This window comes from Nitrosomonas europaea (assembly GCF_900167395.1).
Lineage (GTDB): Bacteria > Pseudomonadota > Gammaproteobacteria > Burkholderiales > Nitrosomonadaceae > Nitrosomonas > Nitrosomonas europaea.
The window spans coordinates 20,270-37,999 of sequence record NZ_FUWK01000007.1 but is presented as its reverse complement, the minus strand read 5'-3'; the positions used below and the strand labels follow the sequence as shown (position 1 = coordinate 37,999).

Genomic DNA, 17,730 nt, shown 5'->3' with positions numbered 1-17,730 from the left:
AAGCCGGCGCCTTCATTCATTCTGTTCACAGAAAAACATCATCATCCCTTCACCGCAAAGCGGAGGAAGTCGGTAAGCTGTCTCGATTCATTGATCTCGTCGTGGGGTACCAGCAGATACTTCCACGGCTTGCCACCGACGCTCACCGTGAAGTCCGAAGCATGCCTGCACCATTGCACGGCGGCAGCTGCCTTGGCTTCCACCTCTCCCGTTTTCAGATCATCCCGCTTCTTGGTCTCGGCCATCAGGATGATCGACTCCGTTTCGACTACGAAATCAGGAACATACTCCGGTTGTTCGGTACCCAGCTTATAGTAAAGCTGAAACTGCCCCTTCGCGGGCTTGAACCACTTGTCAGCATCGCGTTCGAGGATGACGGCGAAGCGCCGCTCCGTATCCGAATCGAACTTCTGCAGCGGGTACAGACACTTGGTAAATCCGCCGAACAGCATCTGCTTGATGCGTCCCACATCCTCCACGGTTTCGCGAAAATGGCACGGTGTCTGATCCGCCACAGCCGTGTAGTTGCAAGGCTTGAGTTCCGTAAAACCGCGACTGACTTGCACCTCATAATCCGTTGCCTTCTCCCAGAAGTGGGCCATCATCTGGGCATGAATTTCCCGCGCAATCAGACGGCGATCCCGATCCAGAATGCTGGTGGCCTCGTCCTCTGACAGATAGCTACGCAAATGCTGCACCATCTGCCCTGCGAGGTCGTAGAGCAATCCGGCGTGGGTGAAGTAATCGATATCGTCGAAATCCACCAGCGCATGAACGATATAGTCTTCCGGGCGCTGCTCCTTCAATCCGATCTCTGCCGCCAGCGTAAACTGCTCATTGGTACGCAGCATCTGGCCGACAATTTCGTGCTCACCTGGCTGCAGGTAAAGCTGACTCACATCCAGCGTGAACAGATGAAAACCTGTCGTCACTTCGCCTTTCGGCACCACGGCGATGCGCGGGATGTCGATAGTCTGCTGCACCACGATTTCAGTCGTCTTCGCCACTATGGTAGACAAATCCAATGTTGGCGCAGCTTCATCGATGCCTGCCAGCAAACTGCCCTGCATCGGGCGCAAAAGCTCCGCCACCTCCGCCAGAAGTACCGATTGCACCTCCGGCTTGAGCAACGCACTGCTGGTCGGCACCAGATCGCGCCTGACCTCATACTTGCCGATCACTTCCATCACCACACGCGCCGCCTGCTTCTCGGCCTCGGTGGTAAACACGGGTGTCGGTGCGGTGTTGGATACCAACTCATCAGGCGTACCGGCTGCATCGATCTGCACGATCAGCGCATCCGTCAAACCGAGGCGAGCCGCTACTCCGGGCTCAACTTGTACGCTGACCTTCTTGTCGTCGGCGCTCGGTGCATCGAGGATGACCTGCTTCAGCCGGATCGGCGAATCGCCACGATTGGCTTCGTCGATGATTTCCTGAAACTTATCATGAGCGACGATGTTCAGACGATCCACTGCCGCCACACCGGTACGTTTTCCATAGGGCAGCCGCAACCCGCGCCCGATGCTCTGCTCGATCAACGTGCGCGCATTGGCTGCGCGCAGCGGCACGATGGTATAGAGATTGGTTACATCCCAACCTTCCTTGAGCATGTTGACGTGAATCACGATTTCAGTCGGCTCGTCCACACTTTCTACGGCCAGCAGGCGTGAGATCATTTCTTCCTCTTGAGCACCTGTTTGGCTGGAATCGACCTGAATCACTTTGCCCGCATAGCGGCCATCAAAAAAAGCGTCAGACTCCAGCAACGTCAGCAGTTGCCCGGCATGGGTCGTATCACGTGCAATCACCAGCATGAAAGGCTTGACCACCTGCAAGCCATTTTCACGAGCATAGGTCAGCAGCTCCACCTTGGTGGTTTCGTGCAGGCGCACACCGTCTTCCAGCTTGGTCTTCTCGACTTCCTCCGGCGTGTGCTCGCTGGCCTTGAAGTTGCGCTGGGTGACCACCGCCGGTTCCTTGACGAAGCCATCCTCCATCGCCCGCGCCAGCGGATAATCCATCACCACGTTCTTGAACGGCACCGGTCCTTTGCTGGATTCCACAAACGGTGTCGCTGTCACCTCCAGACCAAACAAGGGTTTAAGCTCGTTGATCGCCCGCATGCCGGCTTGGGCACGATAGCGGTGCGATTCATCCATCAACAACACCAGATCGGGCAAATTCGCCAGATGGTTGAAGTAGCTGTCGCCTAGCACCTCGCGCATACGCTTGATACGTGGTTCCTTGCCACCGCGCACTTCGGAATTGATCTTGGAGATATTGAAAATGTTGATACGCACATCGTGCGCAAATCCCATCGACTGATCATCCACCGCCGCGCCGGTCTGGTCGTAGTTATCGCCGGTAATGATCAGCGGTGGTTGCTGGGCGAACTCGGCAATGCCCTTGAACACATACTTGGGTGTATTGCACGTGAAGTCCGCGATCAGCTTGTTGTAGATCGTCAGGTTGGGAGCGAGCACGAAGAAGTTATTGATCCCATGCGCCAGATGCAGGTAAGCGATGAACGCGCCCATCAGGCGCGTCTTGCCCACGCCCGTGGCCAGCGCAAAGCACAGCGAGGGGAACTCGCGCTCGAAATCCGCAAGCGTCGGAAACTCGGCCTTCAGCGTAGCCAGAATGGCAGAAACATCGCGTTCATGGCCAAGCATTTCCGGTGCGGCGTCCAGTGCCTGTCTCAACCGTGTCAGCGACTCAGCCTGCGGCGGGCGCAATGACAAACGCCCGGTGATATGGTTTTGTACGCGGGCGTTCATTGGCCTTCCTCTTTATTCTTGCTCTCCAATTGCAACAACAAGCGATCAAAATCGCTTTGAAATAACCTGTCCTGCACGATGCGGTATTGCTCGAACTCACTTTCAGCGTGCAGCTTTGCCTGCTCCTGCGATACCTTACCCGGCCCCATCAATATCTCATTGCCATTGAACTCCAGGAACCCATCCAGTCGCCTGGCCCAATCCTGCATGGACATGGGGATTTTGCGCATCGCCTGGAGTTCAGCAAAATCCAGATAAATCGACACAATGCGCTCCAGATACTCCATCTCTTGCACATTCAGATAATTCTTGGCGATGGAAACATCCGATTTGATAATTTTTCCCTGTGGCGCAGCGGCCCAATGCGTCAGCCCCATATTCGTTCTACCCGCATCAGCGCGTGACACAATCAGCTCGGCTGCCGTGTGTCGATGCACTGCCCAATGCAATTTATTCTGCACCAGTGCAAAAAACTCTCGGGTGGTCAGCGCGTCCTTGTCGTAATCGAATGCCGTTGCGTATAAATCCGTTACCTTTTGGTAGAACTTGCGCTCAGACAGGCGGATCTCACGGATATATTCCAGCTGACGATCAAAGTACTCATCTGTGAACAAGTGACCTTTTTTCAGGCGCTCCACATCCATCGTCCAGCCCTGGATGGTGTAGTCCTTGACGATTTGCCCCGCCCATTTGCGAAACTGTACCGCTCGCACGTTGTTGATCTTGAAGCCAACAGAAATGATAGCTTGCAGGTTGTAATGCTTGGTGCGGTACTGCTTGCCATCAGCGGCAGTTATTAAATAATCCTTAAGAACTGCCTCGGGCAGTAGTTCGCCGTCGTCAAAAATCCGCTTCAGGTGCTGATTGATGGCAGGCACGGTAACATCGTAAAGCGACGCCATCATCTTCTGCGTCAGCCAGATGTTTTCATCCTCATAGCGCATTTCCACGGATTGCGATTGATCGCCCATGGCGGCAATAAAGGTCAGGTATTCTGCCGCTGAGGATCGGACAATAGAGACATCTTGTTTCTTCTTGCTCATGTTTTTGTCTCCTGAGCGATCAGAAGTTCATTCTCCAACTCCTCCACCGTCGGCAAACTGGTGACCAGCCGCTCTGGTAAAGCGCGCACCAGTTCGTATTCGGCTACGCCAATTGGCTTATCGATACCATGCAGCGCGTACTCCGCCACCAGCCGATCCTGGGTTTTGCACAACAACAGGCCGATGGTAGGATTGTCGTCGGGGGCTTTCACTTGCCTGTCCACCGCCGTCAGGTAGAAATTCAATTGTCCGGCGTGTTCTGGTTTGAATTCGGTGGCTTTCAATTCCACTACCACATAGCATTTGAGCCGCGTGTGATAGAAAAGCAGATCAATGAAGAACTCTTTATCGCTCACCTCCAGCCGGAACTGACGACCCACGAAGGCGAATCCATTACCCAACTCCAACAGAAACTGGGTAATGTGCCGCACCAGCGCGTTCTCGATTTCACGCTCGTGTGCTTTATCGCCCAAGCCGAGAAAGTCGAACAGGTAAGGGTCTTTCAGCGCTTCGTGCGCCAGTTCAGAATGTGGCGCGGGCAGGCGAACCCCGAAATTGGTAACGGCCTGGCCTTGCCGTTCGTGCAGACGATTGCGGATGCTGAGTTCCAGCGAGGTGCGCGACCAGCCTTCGGCGATGGCGCGCTGGGCATACCACTCGCGCGCCCCGGTATCGGCCAGTTTGGTCAACAAGGTCACGACATGGAACCACGGTAATTGGGCAGCAGGCTGCTGCCCAAATGCCTGCCGAGGGCAGTGTTCGGCGAAATAGCGCATGTATTTCAGGTTGCGGGACGAAAAGCCCTTCATCTCCGGGAAGGCCGCACGCAGATCGCTTGCCAAACGGTCAAGCACCTTGTCACCCCAATTTGCGGACTGTTGCCGCTGCAGAATATCCCGACCAATCTGCCAGTAGAGCTGAATCAATTCTGCATTGGCCGCCAGCACCGTACGCTGTCGGGCGGCTGTTACACGAGATTTAATGTCTGATAGCCACTCGATGTAATCAGGAGGGATAGCTGTGACCTTTTTGCTCATGCACCATCCTCCACATCACCGAATAAATCTGGCATTGGCAGGGTTTTCTTTCCTTTTTTCTTGGGAGCAGGTTGCGAGGCGGGTGTTTCCGGCTCAGGCTTTGCCAGCGGCAGGTTCGCCACATTCAGGCTGTAGTCGTCATGGCCCCATTCGCAACGGGCCAGCACCATCTTCGGAATCTTCTTCAGTGTCAGGTTCGGCCAGCGCGCAGCGGCCGCTGCCGCGCTGATGCCGTGGAAGGCCGAGCAGCACACCAGCAGGCTTTGCTCCGTGCCCACCTCATCCGACAAGGCCTGCAACTGGGAGGCAGACAGGTTCTGGGTGGTGACGTAGAGAAAGTCCCGTTCGCTGGAATGCCCCTGCTGCCACCAGCGAGTTTCTGATGGAGCGTAGGTAAAGCCCTCCAGCTTGCACAAGGCTTCAGACAATTGCGTAGCGTTGTACTCCGGGTTGATAACCGGATTGCCCCATCGGTCCTCCACAATCAGGCTAGGGGCCAGACTGTAGTAACGGAAGCCACCGCCGCCTTGCCAGTCCACCGCATTGGTGATGCCGCCCGGGTCTTCGCCGTCGATGACCTTCTTCAGGCGCGGAATGATGTGGGTGTGGCAGTGCTCGCCCAGTTCGACCATGATCCAGCGGCGACCCATTTTGTGGGCGACCGCGCCGGTGGTGCCGGAACCGGCGAAGGAGTCCAGGACGAGGTCGCCTGGGTTGGTGGCAATTTCAAGAATGCGCTTTAGGAGCCGTTCCGGCTTTGGAGTGTCGAAAACATCTCGTGGACCATAAAGACCGATCATTTCCTTCTTGGATTCGTCGGTATGACCAACTTCTTCGTGAGACCACCAGTTATGCGGTGTCATACCATCACGAACTTCCGACAAAAATAGCTTCAAGGCAGGAACTGAATTTCCACCATCGCGCCCCCACCAGATTCGCTTCTCATCAACGTGACGTTGATGTGTAGTGGGATCGTATTTCCAAGCCTTTTTTGTATTCTTGATGACAACACCCGTATTCGGATTAACGATGTCATAGCAAAGATTTGGGCGCTTTTCTGGCGTTGCTTGATTAAGATAGTCAACCGCCTTCCACGGCCCGCGTGGATCATTGTCCGGATTGTTATAGCGCGCGGCTGACTCCTCGCTTCTCGGAAGCAGATTATTTTTGAATGCTTCACTTTTGGAATAAACAAGCACGAAATCGCAGATACTTGCTATACCCTGAAAATTATTACTGACGCTGTATTTTCTTTGCCATGTAATCGTAGTCTTGTAGTTGGCTCGTCCAAAAATCTCATCGCATAGCACTTTGAGATAATGGCATTCATTGTCATCAATTGTGATCCACAACGAACCATCATTCGACAATAGCCGCTTAATGATCTCCAGCCGATCCCGCATCAATCCCAGCCAGATGGAATGCTCCAACCCGTCGTCATAGTGTGTGAACGCGCTGCCGGTGTTGTAAGGAGGATCAATAAATACACACTTCACCTCACCCGCAAACTCTTGCTCCAATGCCTTCAGAGCCAGCAGGTTATCACCGAAAATCAGCCGGTTGTCGAAGACGTCACTCTCCGAAACACGCTGCTTGGCATGATAAGACTTCTCAGGATCTTCGAGCAGGATGCGCGGTTCTAGCTTGGCCCGCTTCTCCTTTCCAATCCAGGTGAGTTCGAGTTTTTGGTTACTTGCCATATTAGTGATACTTCCCGGAACGGTTGTCGAATGCCGGCTTCGTCCCTTCTAGAATTGTTACAACAATTCCATTCAGATTGGAGTTCTCGATAGCGCCGGATTCATAGCTGACCGTTGAATTGTCAGCACGATCAAACTTTGCGTAGATGATTTGCTCTGCATCGCACACAACCGCCAAGTTCGGATTGTGCGTGACCATGATGATCTGCCGTTGCTTCTTGGCTTCGGAAAGCACCGGAACAAGCAACCGGAATACTGTCTCATTGTCCAAGTTTTCTTCTGGCTGGTCGAGGATAATCGGTGTCTTACCCTTGTCCACCAACAAATAGAAAATCAGCAGTAATGCACCGCGTTGACCGGGCGATAGCTGCTCAATCTGCGTGTCCTGGAACAGCAACGAATATCTCGGCTCAAGGAAGTTCAACCCAAAGATCAAGTCATATACTGATATAGCAGACTGCCCCTTCTTGACCAGATTAAAAATTCCAACAGTCGCACCGGAGAGCGTTGAGGCTTCTTGAACCTTTTCCTGCAAGGCGGCGATGAATGCCAGAGCCCCCTCTTTGGAGTTCAAATCGTAGTTGTCAAACAGTTTTCTAATCGTCGAAGGCGCCTCGTCCTGACCTCGGAAATCCCCCCAAGTCTGCTTGATTAGCGCAAACAACTGATCGGCGATAGCCTCCGAAGAGGCTGCAAGCGTTGCCTGAAACTGCAGCTTGTAATCCTCACGTATCAAGCTGTTTTTCTGGATCAGATCTTGCACCGGTTTGAAAAGCTCTTCGCGTGCTTTGCGCTGTGCGTCTAATGTGTCGAAAATCTCACCAGATAGGCGCAAGCGTTTTTCTTCCAACTCCGTGTGCTGTTCCGGCAACATCTTGATCTGTTCAATACGAGTTTCCAAGCCGACCTTGGTTTCGGGCTCGGTAGGTGAACCTTTCAGATAAGCCAGCTTTTTGTTCCATTCGGAAAGTTGTTGCTGGTACGCTTCGAATTGCTGCTGGGGAGCATTCAATTTCGCCGTAAAACTTTGCTGCGATGCGACACTCTCCTTCAGCTCTTCGGCAATCTTTTCAGCTTCGCTCTTCAACTGTTCCTGTTTCTTGGAAATTTCTGCCGATTTTTCATCAAGGATATGCTGTTTGATATCAATAACAGCTAAATCAGGCCATGTGATACCCAGAATTTTCAGGTCATCGGAGACAGTCTGTTGCGCCTGCTCGAATGCGCGCTGAAATAATCTCAACTGTTCGCGGATATTGGTGATAGCCTTTTGCCGCTTGGCGAGATCGGTGTTCTCCAACGCAATCTCTTGTGAACGCTTTTGGGATGATTCTATTTTTTGGTTTATTGAAACCAGCTCTTCCGAAGCTTTCTTTTGTTCTGGATCTAGCGCTTCTGCTGGCGCGGCGACCTCCACTGGCCTTAGCTTTTCATGCTCATCAATTTGTTTGATCTTCAGCAAAAGAAGTTCATTCAACCTTTCTAACTCAATAGGCTGAAGCTGCTCTTCAATGCGCACAATATCAGCATTGATGGATGACAACACCTTGCGATACTCGCCCAGTCGGTTTCTGAGCGATTGCTCCTGCTGTTCAGTTAACTGATCGAAGTCGAGCGCTCCAAGCCGCATCTCCTCACTTGTGTGCGAAAAGATAACGGCACGCAGTTCTTTCTCGAATGCATTCGATTTTCCAGAAACGTGTTCATTGCAAAGTTCCTCGAAGTAGCCTTGAGGGATGTAGCGAACCAGTTCCGGCTTCTCTTCCGAAGGTAACTCATTGAGTGGCCGCGCCTCAGTGCTTTCATCGCACCATGTCAAAGTACCTGTGAAGTGGCGTGCAGGCTCGCCAGCCTTCCCAAGAAAACGTTCTTTCCTCAAAAAGCTGAAGTGCCTTGATTGCTTGGAATTTCCAAGTGTCGCAATGACATCCGCTAACGCACTCTTACCACTGCCCTTGTTACCAATGACTGCAACAAGATCGGGGTTCAGCGGAATGTCACAGCCATCCAGCCATTTACCAATATCCGACTCGCTGCCAGTCTTAGCGACCTCCAGCGAGTCGATGTAATAAACCTTGTTGGATTCGATCTCTTGTAATTTTGGGGGCTTCTGCCCAATGAAAGAGCGTTTGGCAGGCTCAAGAATGGCTTGCTTTAGGCCACGAAACGATGGATCGGCTTTAATCCAGGTTTTCTTTCCTGACGGGAAGTCACCATAGCCGCGCTTGTCGTTATCTCCAGGAGTGCCAATAAAGCAGTGCGCATCACTGCCAGCAACCACAAGCCTTGGAATTCCTTTCAGACCATGCTTGAAATTTCCGATCCAGCCCTTGTTCTTCTCCGTCTCCTCACAAAGGAAGGCGAACCTAAGCTCCAGATTTCTGGATTCAAAAATTGGCGATGACTCCAAAAGCCCAAGGAAATATGAGTAATGCTCCTCCCATTTGACCTCCGCCAAGCCATCACTCGTGTCATATGGCATAAAACCAATCGCCAATCCATTGGGGACCTTTGATATAGCATCTTTGTAGCTATCAGCTTTAATCTCAGCCAACTTGTACCCGGCCAAAAGGGCATCCGCATCATCGGTAACTACTACATCTTTTTTATGCCCTTTCTTTTCAAGCATGTCCGGGGCAGTTGCTCTGGCCAGGGCAATAAGTGCATCTTTGGAGACAGAACGGCCAGTCCGCTCAATCTTAAGATCTGCCAAGAAATCCTTGAGGTGTTGGTCGGGGATTTCATCCGAAAAAACAACATGAGCATTAAGTCTTATCGCAGTAGGGGCAGAAAGGCGCAGCTCGATTCCAGGGAACACTTTCTTGTGAAGCTTAGGAGAGTCTTGTTCTGCAAGCCGTCGCTTGAGCGCGAACCAACCATCGAATGTCCAATAATCCATGATGGCAAAAACCGCAGGTTCTGCCTTGTTCATGGCATCAATCATTTCATCCACTAGCGCCTTATTGACATCAGATGACAGGTCGCCCTCAAATTTCTTCCCCAACCAGTGGAATGAAGCTGGCGTGTGCACATGCAGATCCCATTGATTCCAGAGCGAACCTCGGGAAATTTCTCGTTTTGCCATTACGTCAACTCCCATTCGACGGTAAACAACATGCGTTCCGCTACCTGCTGCTTGAGCTGCTCTTCCAACTCCCCAATCAGCTTGTTCCGCTGCTCTTCCACCTCATCCTGCCGCGCAAACAGGTCGCGGCGTAGTTTGCTGCGCCTGGTTTCCAGTTCTCGCTGGCGTTTCTGATGTGCCAGCTTTTCTTCCAGCGTGGGTGACGCAGCGGCGGTGCGGCGCACCTCCTTGATCTCGCCGTCGATGGCCTTGATTTCCTGCTCCAGCCCGAGCTTCAGGTCATCGGCCCAAGTATCGAGCTTTTGCACCTCTTGCTCGAAGTAGCCCAGATTGCGCTGATTGATCCCGCGCAGAAGTACGCTTTTCCGGCTTTCGACGTTGGCGACGAGCTCGGCACATACTTGCAGGTGCGCGTCGCCTTCGACCTGCGCTGGCAGGCGCAGCAGTTTTTCTGGATCGTCCTCTGGCAGCGCTTCCCCCGCTTGGGTGCAGGCGGAAACAACCAGGTGCTGCTCCTGATCGTTCAGGGTTTCGACGGACAAAAGGGTCACGCTCAGCCAGCCACACTGGCCGCGCCATTTTTCAAGGCTGACGAGCCGTTTGCCATAGGCGGCGTAGTCGAACGCCAATCGTGCAGGGGCTTGTAGGTCTCTTGCCTTGGCGCGCTCAATGGCCCATTCCGCCAAGGGATGGCCCATACGGTAAAGATGCGCATCGCCGCTGCGTCTGGGCAGTTCATAGCGCCCCGCCATCACTGCCTGTTCTCGGCTGCCAGTGGCGAGACCTAGCCCATCGGGCAGGCTGTGCAGGACAAAGCCATTGACCTCTTCGGCAGTATCAAAGCGGGCATGATCCCGCAATTCCGTGCGGCTCAAGTCCATCAGCAGGCGCTCGTACTTGTTCAGCACTGCCTGGCTGTCCTGGCTGTGGATGCGCAGTTTCTCCTGCACCTCCTCGTCGAAATTCTCCAGCAGAAGCTGCCGTGTTCTGAGCATCGCTTCGTCGATCTCGCTGGAAAGCTCGCGCTGGAGGTCTTCGAAGCGGCTGCGGATTTCTTCGGGTTCGCGACAATTTTGGTAGATGGCGGCGATCCGCCGCTCGAAATCCACACCGGAGCCAATGGCTCCCAGCACTTCGTCACTGGCGCCGAATACGCCTTCGAACAGCTTGAACTTCTGCGACAGCAGCTGATAGACACGGGCATCCGCCTCGTTGCTGCGGTCCACGAAGTTGACCACCACCACATCGTGCTTTTGCCCGTAACGGTGGCAGCGACCGATGCGCTGTTCGATACGCTGTGGATTCCACGGCAGGTCGTAATTGATGACCAGAGAGCAGAACTGGAGGTTGATGCCTTCCGCGCCTGCCTCCGTGGCGATCATGATGGTGCCGCGCTCCTTGAAGTGCTCAACCAGCGCGGCGCGGGTGTCAGCGGTTTTGGAGCCAGTAATGCGATCGCTGCCTTCATGCCGTTGCAGCCAGTCTTTGTAAATGGCCTGCGCCCTGGCATCGGTGTTGGTGCCGTTGAACAGCACGATGCCGTAGGGTGTTTCAGCCAACAGGGAAAGCAGGTAATTCTGGGTGCGCTTGGACTCGGTGAAAATGATGGCCTTCTTGCTCGCTCCTAAACGCTCCAGCTCGGCAAAAGCCTTGTCCAGTGCTGTCAGCAGCGCCTGCCCTTTGGCATTCTGTCGAATGCTCGTAGCCAACTCCTTGAAGCGTCGAAGTTCGGCCGCTTCGTCGGCAATGGCTGCTCGTTCGTTGGCGCTGGCATCGGCATCATTGGCGGTTGCGCCATTCCACTCGTCGGCAGTTTCATCCAGTCCTTCGTAGTCGTCATCCAGCGACTCTGTCAGGTCAGGGACATCAGGCAACTCATCCAATTGTCCTTGAAGACGATTGGCCATGGTCTCCAGCGCCCCGGCAATGGCGTGGCTGGACGAGGCCAGTAGCTTCCATAGCACCAACGAGATCAGTTGACGCTGGCCTTCAGGCAGTGCCTTGAGGTTAGGGCGGCGCAGGTAATCGGCGACCAATGCGGAGAGCTGCTGCTCTTCCTGGCTGGGCGTGAATTCTTCGACGATGGCGATACGTGCGGTATACGGCACGTACTGTTGGACTTGCCGGCGCAGCGTGCGCTTGCAAAGCGGCGTCAACCGCTCTCGCAGTGCCCGGTTGGATTGTTCGGTTCTGACGCCAGAAAATTGAGTTCGGAAACTATCGAGATCGCCAAACACACGCTCGTCTATCATGCTCACCAGGCCGTAAAGCTCCAGCAGGGTGTTTTGCAGCGGTGTGGCCGTCAGCAGGACTTTCGCATCGACGTGCTCCAGCGCATCGCGGATCGTCCGGGCAATGACGTTGCCGTTCTTGTAGACATTGCGCAGACGGTGGGCTTCATCCATGACCACCAGATCCCAATGGATGCGCCTGAGGTCATCGGCCTTGGCTTTGGCGAACTGGTAGGAACAGATGATCGGCCCGCCTGCATGCAGAAAGGGTTGCGTGACACCTTCCTTGCGCATGGCGTTATAGTTTTTCGCTTCGAGGACCAACCCCTGAAGATTGAACTTGTCCTGCAATTCCTGGTGCCATTGCTTGCGCAGGTTGGCAGGCACGATGATGAGCATCTTGCGACGCCGCTCTGCCCAATGTTGGGAAATGACCAGCCCCGCTTCAATCGTCTTGCCCAACCCTACCTCGTCCGCCAGGATCACACCACGCGACAGCGGATTACGGCATGCGAAGAGAGCTGCATCGACCTGGTGCGGGTTGAGGTCAACCTGAGAATCAACCAACGTCGAGGCCAGCGACTCTACGCTGTCTTTGGCTGCCCGGCGAGTAAGCTGCCAGGCGATGTACTGGCTTTGATGCGGCGTCAGAAGTTGCTGCACCATCTGTACCCATCCTCCTCTTTTTTCACAGATTCAAATTCAGTAATGATAAAGGGGGCTATATCAAGCCCCCTTCTTTCTTACAAAACACTGTATCAGGAATTCAATTTAATGCAGATCGAATATTGTTACTGAGGTTTTCGTTTAGGATGCGCGGGGTGACGAAGATCAGCAATTCGCGTTTATCGTCCCGTTTCGCAGTGTTTTTGAACAGATTCCCCAGTACGGGTATGTCTCCCAGAAGTGGTACCTGATTACGATCCTGTTTCTCGACCTGTTCGAAAATACCGCCGATGACGACTGTGCCACCATTTTCCACCAGCACTTCGGTAACGATCTGCTTGGTGTCGATCGCCGGTCCGGCGGGTGTATTTTCTCCCCGGGTATCCTGATTGACCTGCAGTTTCATGATGATGTTGTCATCAGGGGTGATTTGCGGTGTCACTTTGAGGCCAAGCACGGCCTTTTTGAACTGGATCTGCGGCCGTGTCACGCTGATGGTCTGGAACGGAATTTCAGTACCCTGTTCGATACTTGCCTCCACGCGATTGGCCGTCACCAGACGCGGGCTGGCAATCACTCGGCCCTTGCTGTCCGACTCCAGTGCGGAGAGTTCAAGATTGATTAGCGTGCCATTGTTGATCTTGATCAGGCTCAGGCCCAGTGCGGCCGGTCCACCCGCAACACCGGCCAGTGCAGCTGCCGGCAGATTGACGTTGAGATTATCCCCGCCAGAAGGGGATACTGTGCCACCAGCCAATCCGCTGGAATTACCTAAATTGCCGGAAATCCCCAGCCGCCGCCCGTTGGTCTCGCTGCCGATCCGGGTGGCGTTCTGCACCCCGAAACGAGCTCCCAGGTTACGGCTGAATGTATCGGTTGCTTCGACGATCCGGGTTTCGATCATGACTTGCCGCACCTGAGTATCGAGGTTGGCGACGTGTCTTGCCACTTCTGCCAGCCGCGTGGGAATATCGGTAACGGTCAGCGTATTGCTGATGTCATCCACTTCCACCGAACCGCGCTGACTCAGAATGCCTTTGAGCGGAATCGAGCTGGCGGTTCTGTAATTCAGTTTGAAAGCCTCGGTTTGCAGTACTTCCAGCTCGGTTATTTGCTGGTTCTGCTCCAGTTGCAGCTTTTCGCGGGCAGCCATTTCTTCCCGGGGCGCAATGAAAATCACATTGCCTGCCCTGCGTTTATCGAGATCATTCGTTTGCAGCACGATATCCAGCGCCTGATCCCAGGGAACATCCCTCAACCGTAAAGTCAGATTACCTTTGACGGAGTCACTGGCGATGATATTCAGGTCAGTAAAGTCTGCAATCACCTGCAGAATCGAACGAATCTCGACATCCTGGAAATTAAGTGAAAGTTTTTCACCGGTATAGCCCCCATCGATCAGTTTCTTGTGAATGGGTATATCTTCGGCTTCAGCCATCGGTCTGATTTCCACCACGAAACTGGTGCCGGTTTGCCAGGAAGTATGTTCCCAGCGCCCTTTCGGCTCGATGATCATCTGCACGTTGCCATCCCGGGCAACCGTTTCGACTGACTGCACTGGTGTGGCAAAATCCAGTACATTCAACCGCCGTTCGAGATTAGGGGGCAGATAGGCCTTCATGAATTCAACCAGCAATCTGCTGCCGTGACTATGGACATTGATTACTGCACCCGGCTGCGAAAGTTCTACTTCCACTCTGCCTTCACCCTGGGTACCCCGGTGAAAGTCGATATCGCGCAGACTCATCGTTTCACTTCTAGCCGGACTGGAAGTCGAAACGGACGGACGGGCGGGAGTTCCGCCAGAGATTTCATTGCTCCTGAGCGATATCAATAAATGATTGCCTTCGACATCGGTTTCATAGGCCGCCGTGTTTGACAAATTCATCACCAGACGAATGCGGCCCTCGGCAGGTACGACATCGATATTTTTGATGACACCCCGGCCGGAAATTCTGCCGGACTTTCCCAGTGCGCTGTCCATCTGCTCCAGATCGAAATAAAGGCGATCAGGATCATTCAGCAGCACTCCGGCAGGTGGCACTTCAACCGGTTTATCCAGAGTCACCCTGACAACCGTCCTGCCATCCGTTTGTGACGAGACATCCACTGCACGCAGTGTATTGACTGATGCGGTTACAGTCTGAACATAGCCCCATGCAAGCAGCAAAATACAGGCTGGCAGGCATTGCCAGATCCGGTGAATAACCCCGATGACGCGATTCTCGTACTCTTTGTTTCCCGTTATCCAGTTCATTGCTTCTGCTCCTGAGTTTGCAGCATGAGTACACTGGCCCGTTCGCTCCATTCGTCCCCGCTATCCCGTGTAATCTCTCTCAATTTGATCTCCACTTCGGAAACGCCTGTAATCAGGCCGAAATTCTGGCCCAGATAATTACCGGTCCTGACGCGGTGAACCGAGTTATCCGGCGCTCTGACCAGACCAAACACATTATTTCCGCGCCGCAGCGAACCCACCATGACGAGGTTCTCCAGCGGAAAACTCTCCAGGGCTTCCTTCGGTCGCTTCAGATCAGGTTCCAGTTCGTTGCGATCCGGTTTCCCCGGCTTGTTTTTGCGATTGCTGAAGGGATCAGGGATGTCAAACGCCTGATAAACGAAATGCTCCAGCGGCCTGATTTCAGGCAGGGGATCCACTTTTCCCTTCAATCCAGCGCCTGATTCCCTGACAAAAGACTCCAGATCTTCATAACCTTCCTGGCTGCATGCGCCCACCAATGACAACATCATTACAGCTATCCACCAGCTGAACCGGCTGCTCATGACGCCCCCTTGGGATTCTTCTGTTTGTCTTTCTCCGACATTTCTCTTTTATGTGCTGCGATTTCCTCATCGTCGAGGTAACGAAAGGTTTTCGCCGTCGCATTGAATATCAGCTGATGATCTTTCCCTGGAGTGATCTCGATATTGTGCAGCGTGACGATACGCGGCAACTGAGCCACATCGCTGGCAAAAGCACCGATATCGTGATAATTGCCCGTTACTCTGATGGTAACCGGCAGTTCGGCATAGAACTCCCGCACCGTCTCCCTGGCATCAGGTTTGAACAGCTCGAACTGCAACCCCCGTCCCAGCCCGGCCCGGTTGATATCCACCAGCAGCGCATCCAGTTCAGATTTGTTGGGCAATTGCTTGAGCAAGGTGCCCAGCGTTTGCTGCACTTCTGCCAGTTGCTGGCGCAGAACATCGAGATTGACTGCACTGGTCTTTTTGGCAAGAAAAGTACTTCTGAGTGTATTTTCTTCTTCCCGCACCTGCTCCAGCGTCGTCCACTGTTCTTCCCAGTCCAGAAAATAACCGGCCACCATCAGGGTCGCCAGCAACAGTGCAAGCGCACCCGCCTTAATTACAGCCGGCCAGCTTCCCGGCTCATTAGGATTGACATGACGCAACTCTTCCAGCAGGTTCATGGTTGTCCCGCCGCTGCGGTAATTTTTGATGTCATTTCCTCTCCTCCGGTATGACTGCCTTCTTCCGGTAACTCGGTCAACCTGACATTCAGATCGAATTCACTGAGCCTGATACCATTTGCGGTAGCCGCCTTGATTTCGATCAGCAATGGCGATTCCATCCAGGATGAAGCATCCAGATTGCGCATCAGTGTCGATACCCAGGCATTGGACTGGGCATAGCCGGCAAGACGGAGATGCTCGTTCGTCTGCTTGAAGCCCTTCAGATAAACCCCTTCCGGTACTCGCCTGGCCACCTCGTCCAGCATGTGCACCACCTTGGCACGATTGCCTTGCAGTGATTCGACGATCCCTTTGCGTGCCAGCATTTCCTGAATTTTTTCTCTGATCGATCTGATCTCGGCAATCTGCCGGTCCAGCACGGCGATCTCATCCTTCAGATACTGATTGCGCCCATTCTGGTAATCGATTTTATCCAGTACCATTTCGTGTACTCCCCATATGATCAGCATACCCAGTATCACAGTGAGGCCGGCCAGTACGGCAAACTGCTGCTGACGCGCTTTACGTTTGAGTTCACGGTGTGGAAGCAGATTGATGCGTATCATGACGGGTCAAATCCTCTCATGGCCAGGCCGCAGGCCGTCAACAGAACGGGAGCATCCATTTTCAGTTGTCTCGGTGCGACCCGGCCGGACAGTTCCATGTCAGCAAATGGATTGATGATCTGGGTAATCACTTTGGTACGTTCAGAGATGATCTCTTCCAGGCCGGGGATGGCTGCGCACCCTCCTGACAGAAAAATGTAGTCCACCTGGATATACTGGGTAGAAGTAAAAAAGAACTGAAGTGCCCGGGACACTTCCAGTGCCACCGTTTCACAAAAGGGTTGCAACACATCATTCCGGTAATTTTCCGGCAATGTTCCGTTGCGCTTGGCAATCTCGGCTTCTTCGGGGGAAAGATTGAACTGGTTCTGGATTTCCTGTGTCAGCTGATCTCCACCAAAAGACAGATCACGCATATAAACGGATTCGCCGTTCAACAGCACATTGACCCGGGTAACGCTCGCACCAATGTCTATCAGTGCAATCACTTTGTCCTTGCCATCATCCGGCAGTTGCTGTCTGATCGCTCTGGCAGATACGGCCTGCGCAGTAAACTGCTCGACATCCATCACCATCACTTTCAGTCCGGCAGATACTGCCGTTGCCACCCGATCTTCCACCTTATCCTTGCGGGCGGCTGCCAGCAGTACTTCCACTTCTTCCGGATGACCGGGAACCGGCCCGATCACCTGAAAATCGAGATTGACCTCATCCAGCGCAAATGGCACATACTGATTGGCTTCTGTTTCAACCTGAAATTCCAGATCATCCTCACGCAAACCGGCGGGAACGTTGATTTTCTTGGTAATGACAGAAGTCAGCGGCAATGCCATGACAATTTTTTTCTGCCGTGCCCCCATCCGTTTCACAGCACGCCGGAGACATTCGCTTACCTGTTCGATCTGGTTGATTCCGCCATCCTGTAGTGCATCCACCGGCATGGGCTCGATCACATAACGCTCCAGGCGGTATGAATGAGGCAACCTGCCTTTCCTGGAAAGTTCCACCACCTTGATCGACGAGGCGCTGATATCCACCCCCAACATGCGAGCGGTGCCTGCCAGCAGGCTGAAGTCGATATCAAACTTGATATCGAGAGGTTTTTTCAGGATGGATGAACTCAAGGCCATTTCTGCTCTCACTTGCATA

At 53.5% G+C, this 17,730-nt stretch carries 11 protein-coding genes; all 11 read right to left on the bottom strand.

Going from position 1 to position 17,730, the window contains the following annotated elements:
* Positions 1 to 41: 41 nt before the first annotated feature.
* The 11 genes from B5D58_RS04015 to B5D58_RS03965 all read right to left on the bottom strand — a co-directional run bounded on the left by B5D58_RS04015 (position 42) and on the right by B5D58_RS03965 (position 17,711).
* Positions 42 to 2,780: a DEAD/DEAH box helicase family protein gene (locus tag B5D58_RS04015; RefSeq protein ID WP_011112790.1), complete on the bottom strand. Its 2,739-nt coding sequence runs from the start codon at positions 2,778 to 2,780 to the stop codon at positions 42 to 44.
* Positions 2,777 to 3,823, bottom strand: coding sequence for a virulence RhuM family protein (locus tag B5D58_RS04010; protein WP_011112791.1), 1,047 nt, complete (start codon positions 3,821 to 3,823; stop codon positions 2,777 to 2,779). Before B5D58_RS04010 ends, B5D58_RS04015 begins: the two co-directional genes overlap by 4 nt.
* A complete protein-coding gene (locus B5D58_RS04005; RefSeq protein ID WP_011112792.1) occupies positions 3,820 to 4,860 on the bottom strand; it encodes a PDDEXK nuclease domain-containing protein in 1,041 nt (346 codons plus the stop codon). Before B5D58_RS04005 ends, B5D58_RS04010 begins: the two co-directional genes overlap by 4 nt.
* Positions 4,857 to 6,560: a site-specific DNA-methyltransferase gene (locus B5D58_RS04000; RefSeq protein WP_011112793.1), complete on the bottom strand. Its 1,704-nt coding sequence runs from the start codon at positions 6,558 to 6,560 to the stop codon at positions 4,857 to 4,859. Before B5D58_RS04000 ends, B5D58_RS04005 begins: the two co-directional genes overlap by 4 nt.
* A 1-nt stretch (position 6,561) precedes the next feature.
* On the bottom strand, positions 6,562 to 9,645 hold the full coding sequence (locus B5D58_RS03995; RefSeq protein WP_011112794.1) for a TrlF family AAA-like ATPase: 3,084 nt from the start codon (positions 9,643 to 9,645) through the stop codon (positions 6,562 to 6,564).
* Positions 9,645 to 12,542: an SNF2-related protein gene (locus B5D58_RS03990; protein ID WP_011112795.1), complete on the bottom strand. Its 2,898-nt coding sequence runs from the start codon at positions 12,540 to 12,542 to the stop codon at positions 9,645 to 9,647. The genes B5D58_RS03995 and B5D58_RS03990 overlap by 1 nt, the downstream gene beginning before the upstream one ends.
* Before the next feature lie 100 nt (positions 12,543 to 12,642).
* Positions 12,643 to 14,799 carry a type IV pilus secretin PilQ gene (pilQ, locus tag B5D58_RS03985; protein ID WP_011112796.1) on the bottom strand — a complete coding sequence of 719 codons (2,157 nt, stop codon included), beginning with the start codon at positions 14,797 to 14,799 and terminating at the stop codon, positions 12,643 to 12,645.
* Positions 14,796 to 15,326 (bottom strand): pilus assembly protein PilP, encoded by a 531-nt coding sequence (locus B5D58_RS03980; protein WP_011112797.1) that lies wholly within the window; start codon positions 15,324 to 15,326, stop codon positions 14,796 to 14,798. Before B5D58_RS03980 ends, pilQ begins: the two co-directional genes overlap by 4 nt.
* Positions 15,323 to 15,973, bottom strand: coding sequence for a type IV pilus inner membrane component PilO (locus B5D58_RS03975; RefSeq protein WP_011112798.1), 651 nt, complete (start codon positions 15,971 to 15,973; stop codon positions 15,323 to 15,325). The genes B5D58_RS03980 and B5D58_RS03975 overlap by 4 nt, the downstream gene beginning before the upstream one ends.
* The gene (locus B5D58_RS03970; RefSeq protein WP_011112799.1) at positions 15,970 to 16,581 is read right to left on the bottom strand and encodes a PilN domain-containing protein; all 612 of its coding nucleotides are present in this window, start codon (positions 16,579 to 16,581) and stop codon (positions 15,970 to 15,972) included. The genes B5D58_RS03975 and B5D58_RS03970 overlap by 4 nt, the downstream gene beginning before the upstream one ends.
* The gene (locus tag B5D58_RS03965; RefSeq protein WP_011112800.1) at positions 16,578 to 17,711 is read right to left on the bottom strand and encodes a pilus assembly protein PilM; all 1,134 of its coding nucleotides are present in this window, start codon (positions 17,709 to 17,711) and stop codon (positions 16,578 to 16,580) included. Before B5D58_RS03965 ends, B5D58_RS03970 begins: the two co-directional genes overlap by 4 nt.
* Positions 17,712 to 17,730: the final 19 nt, after the last annotated feature.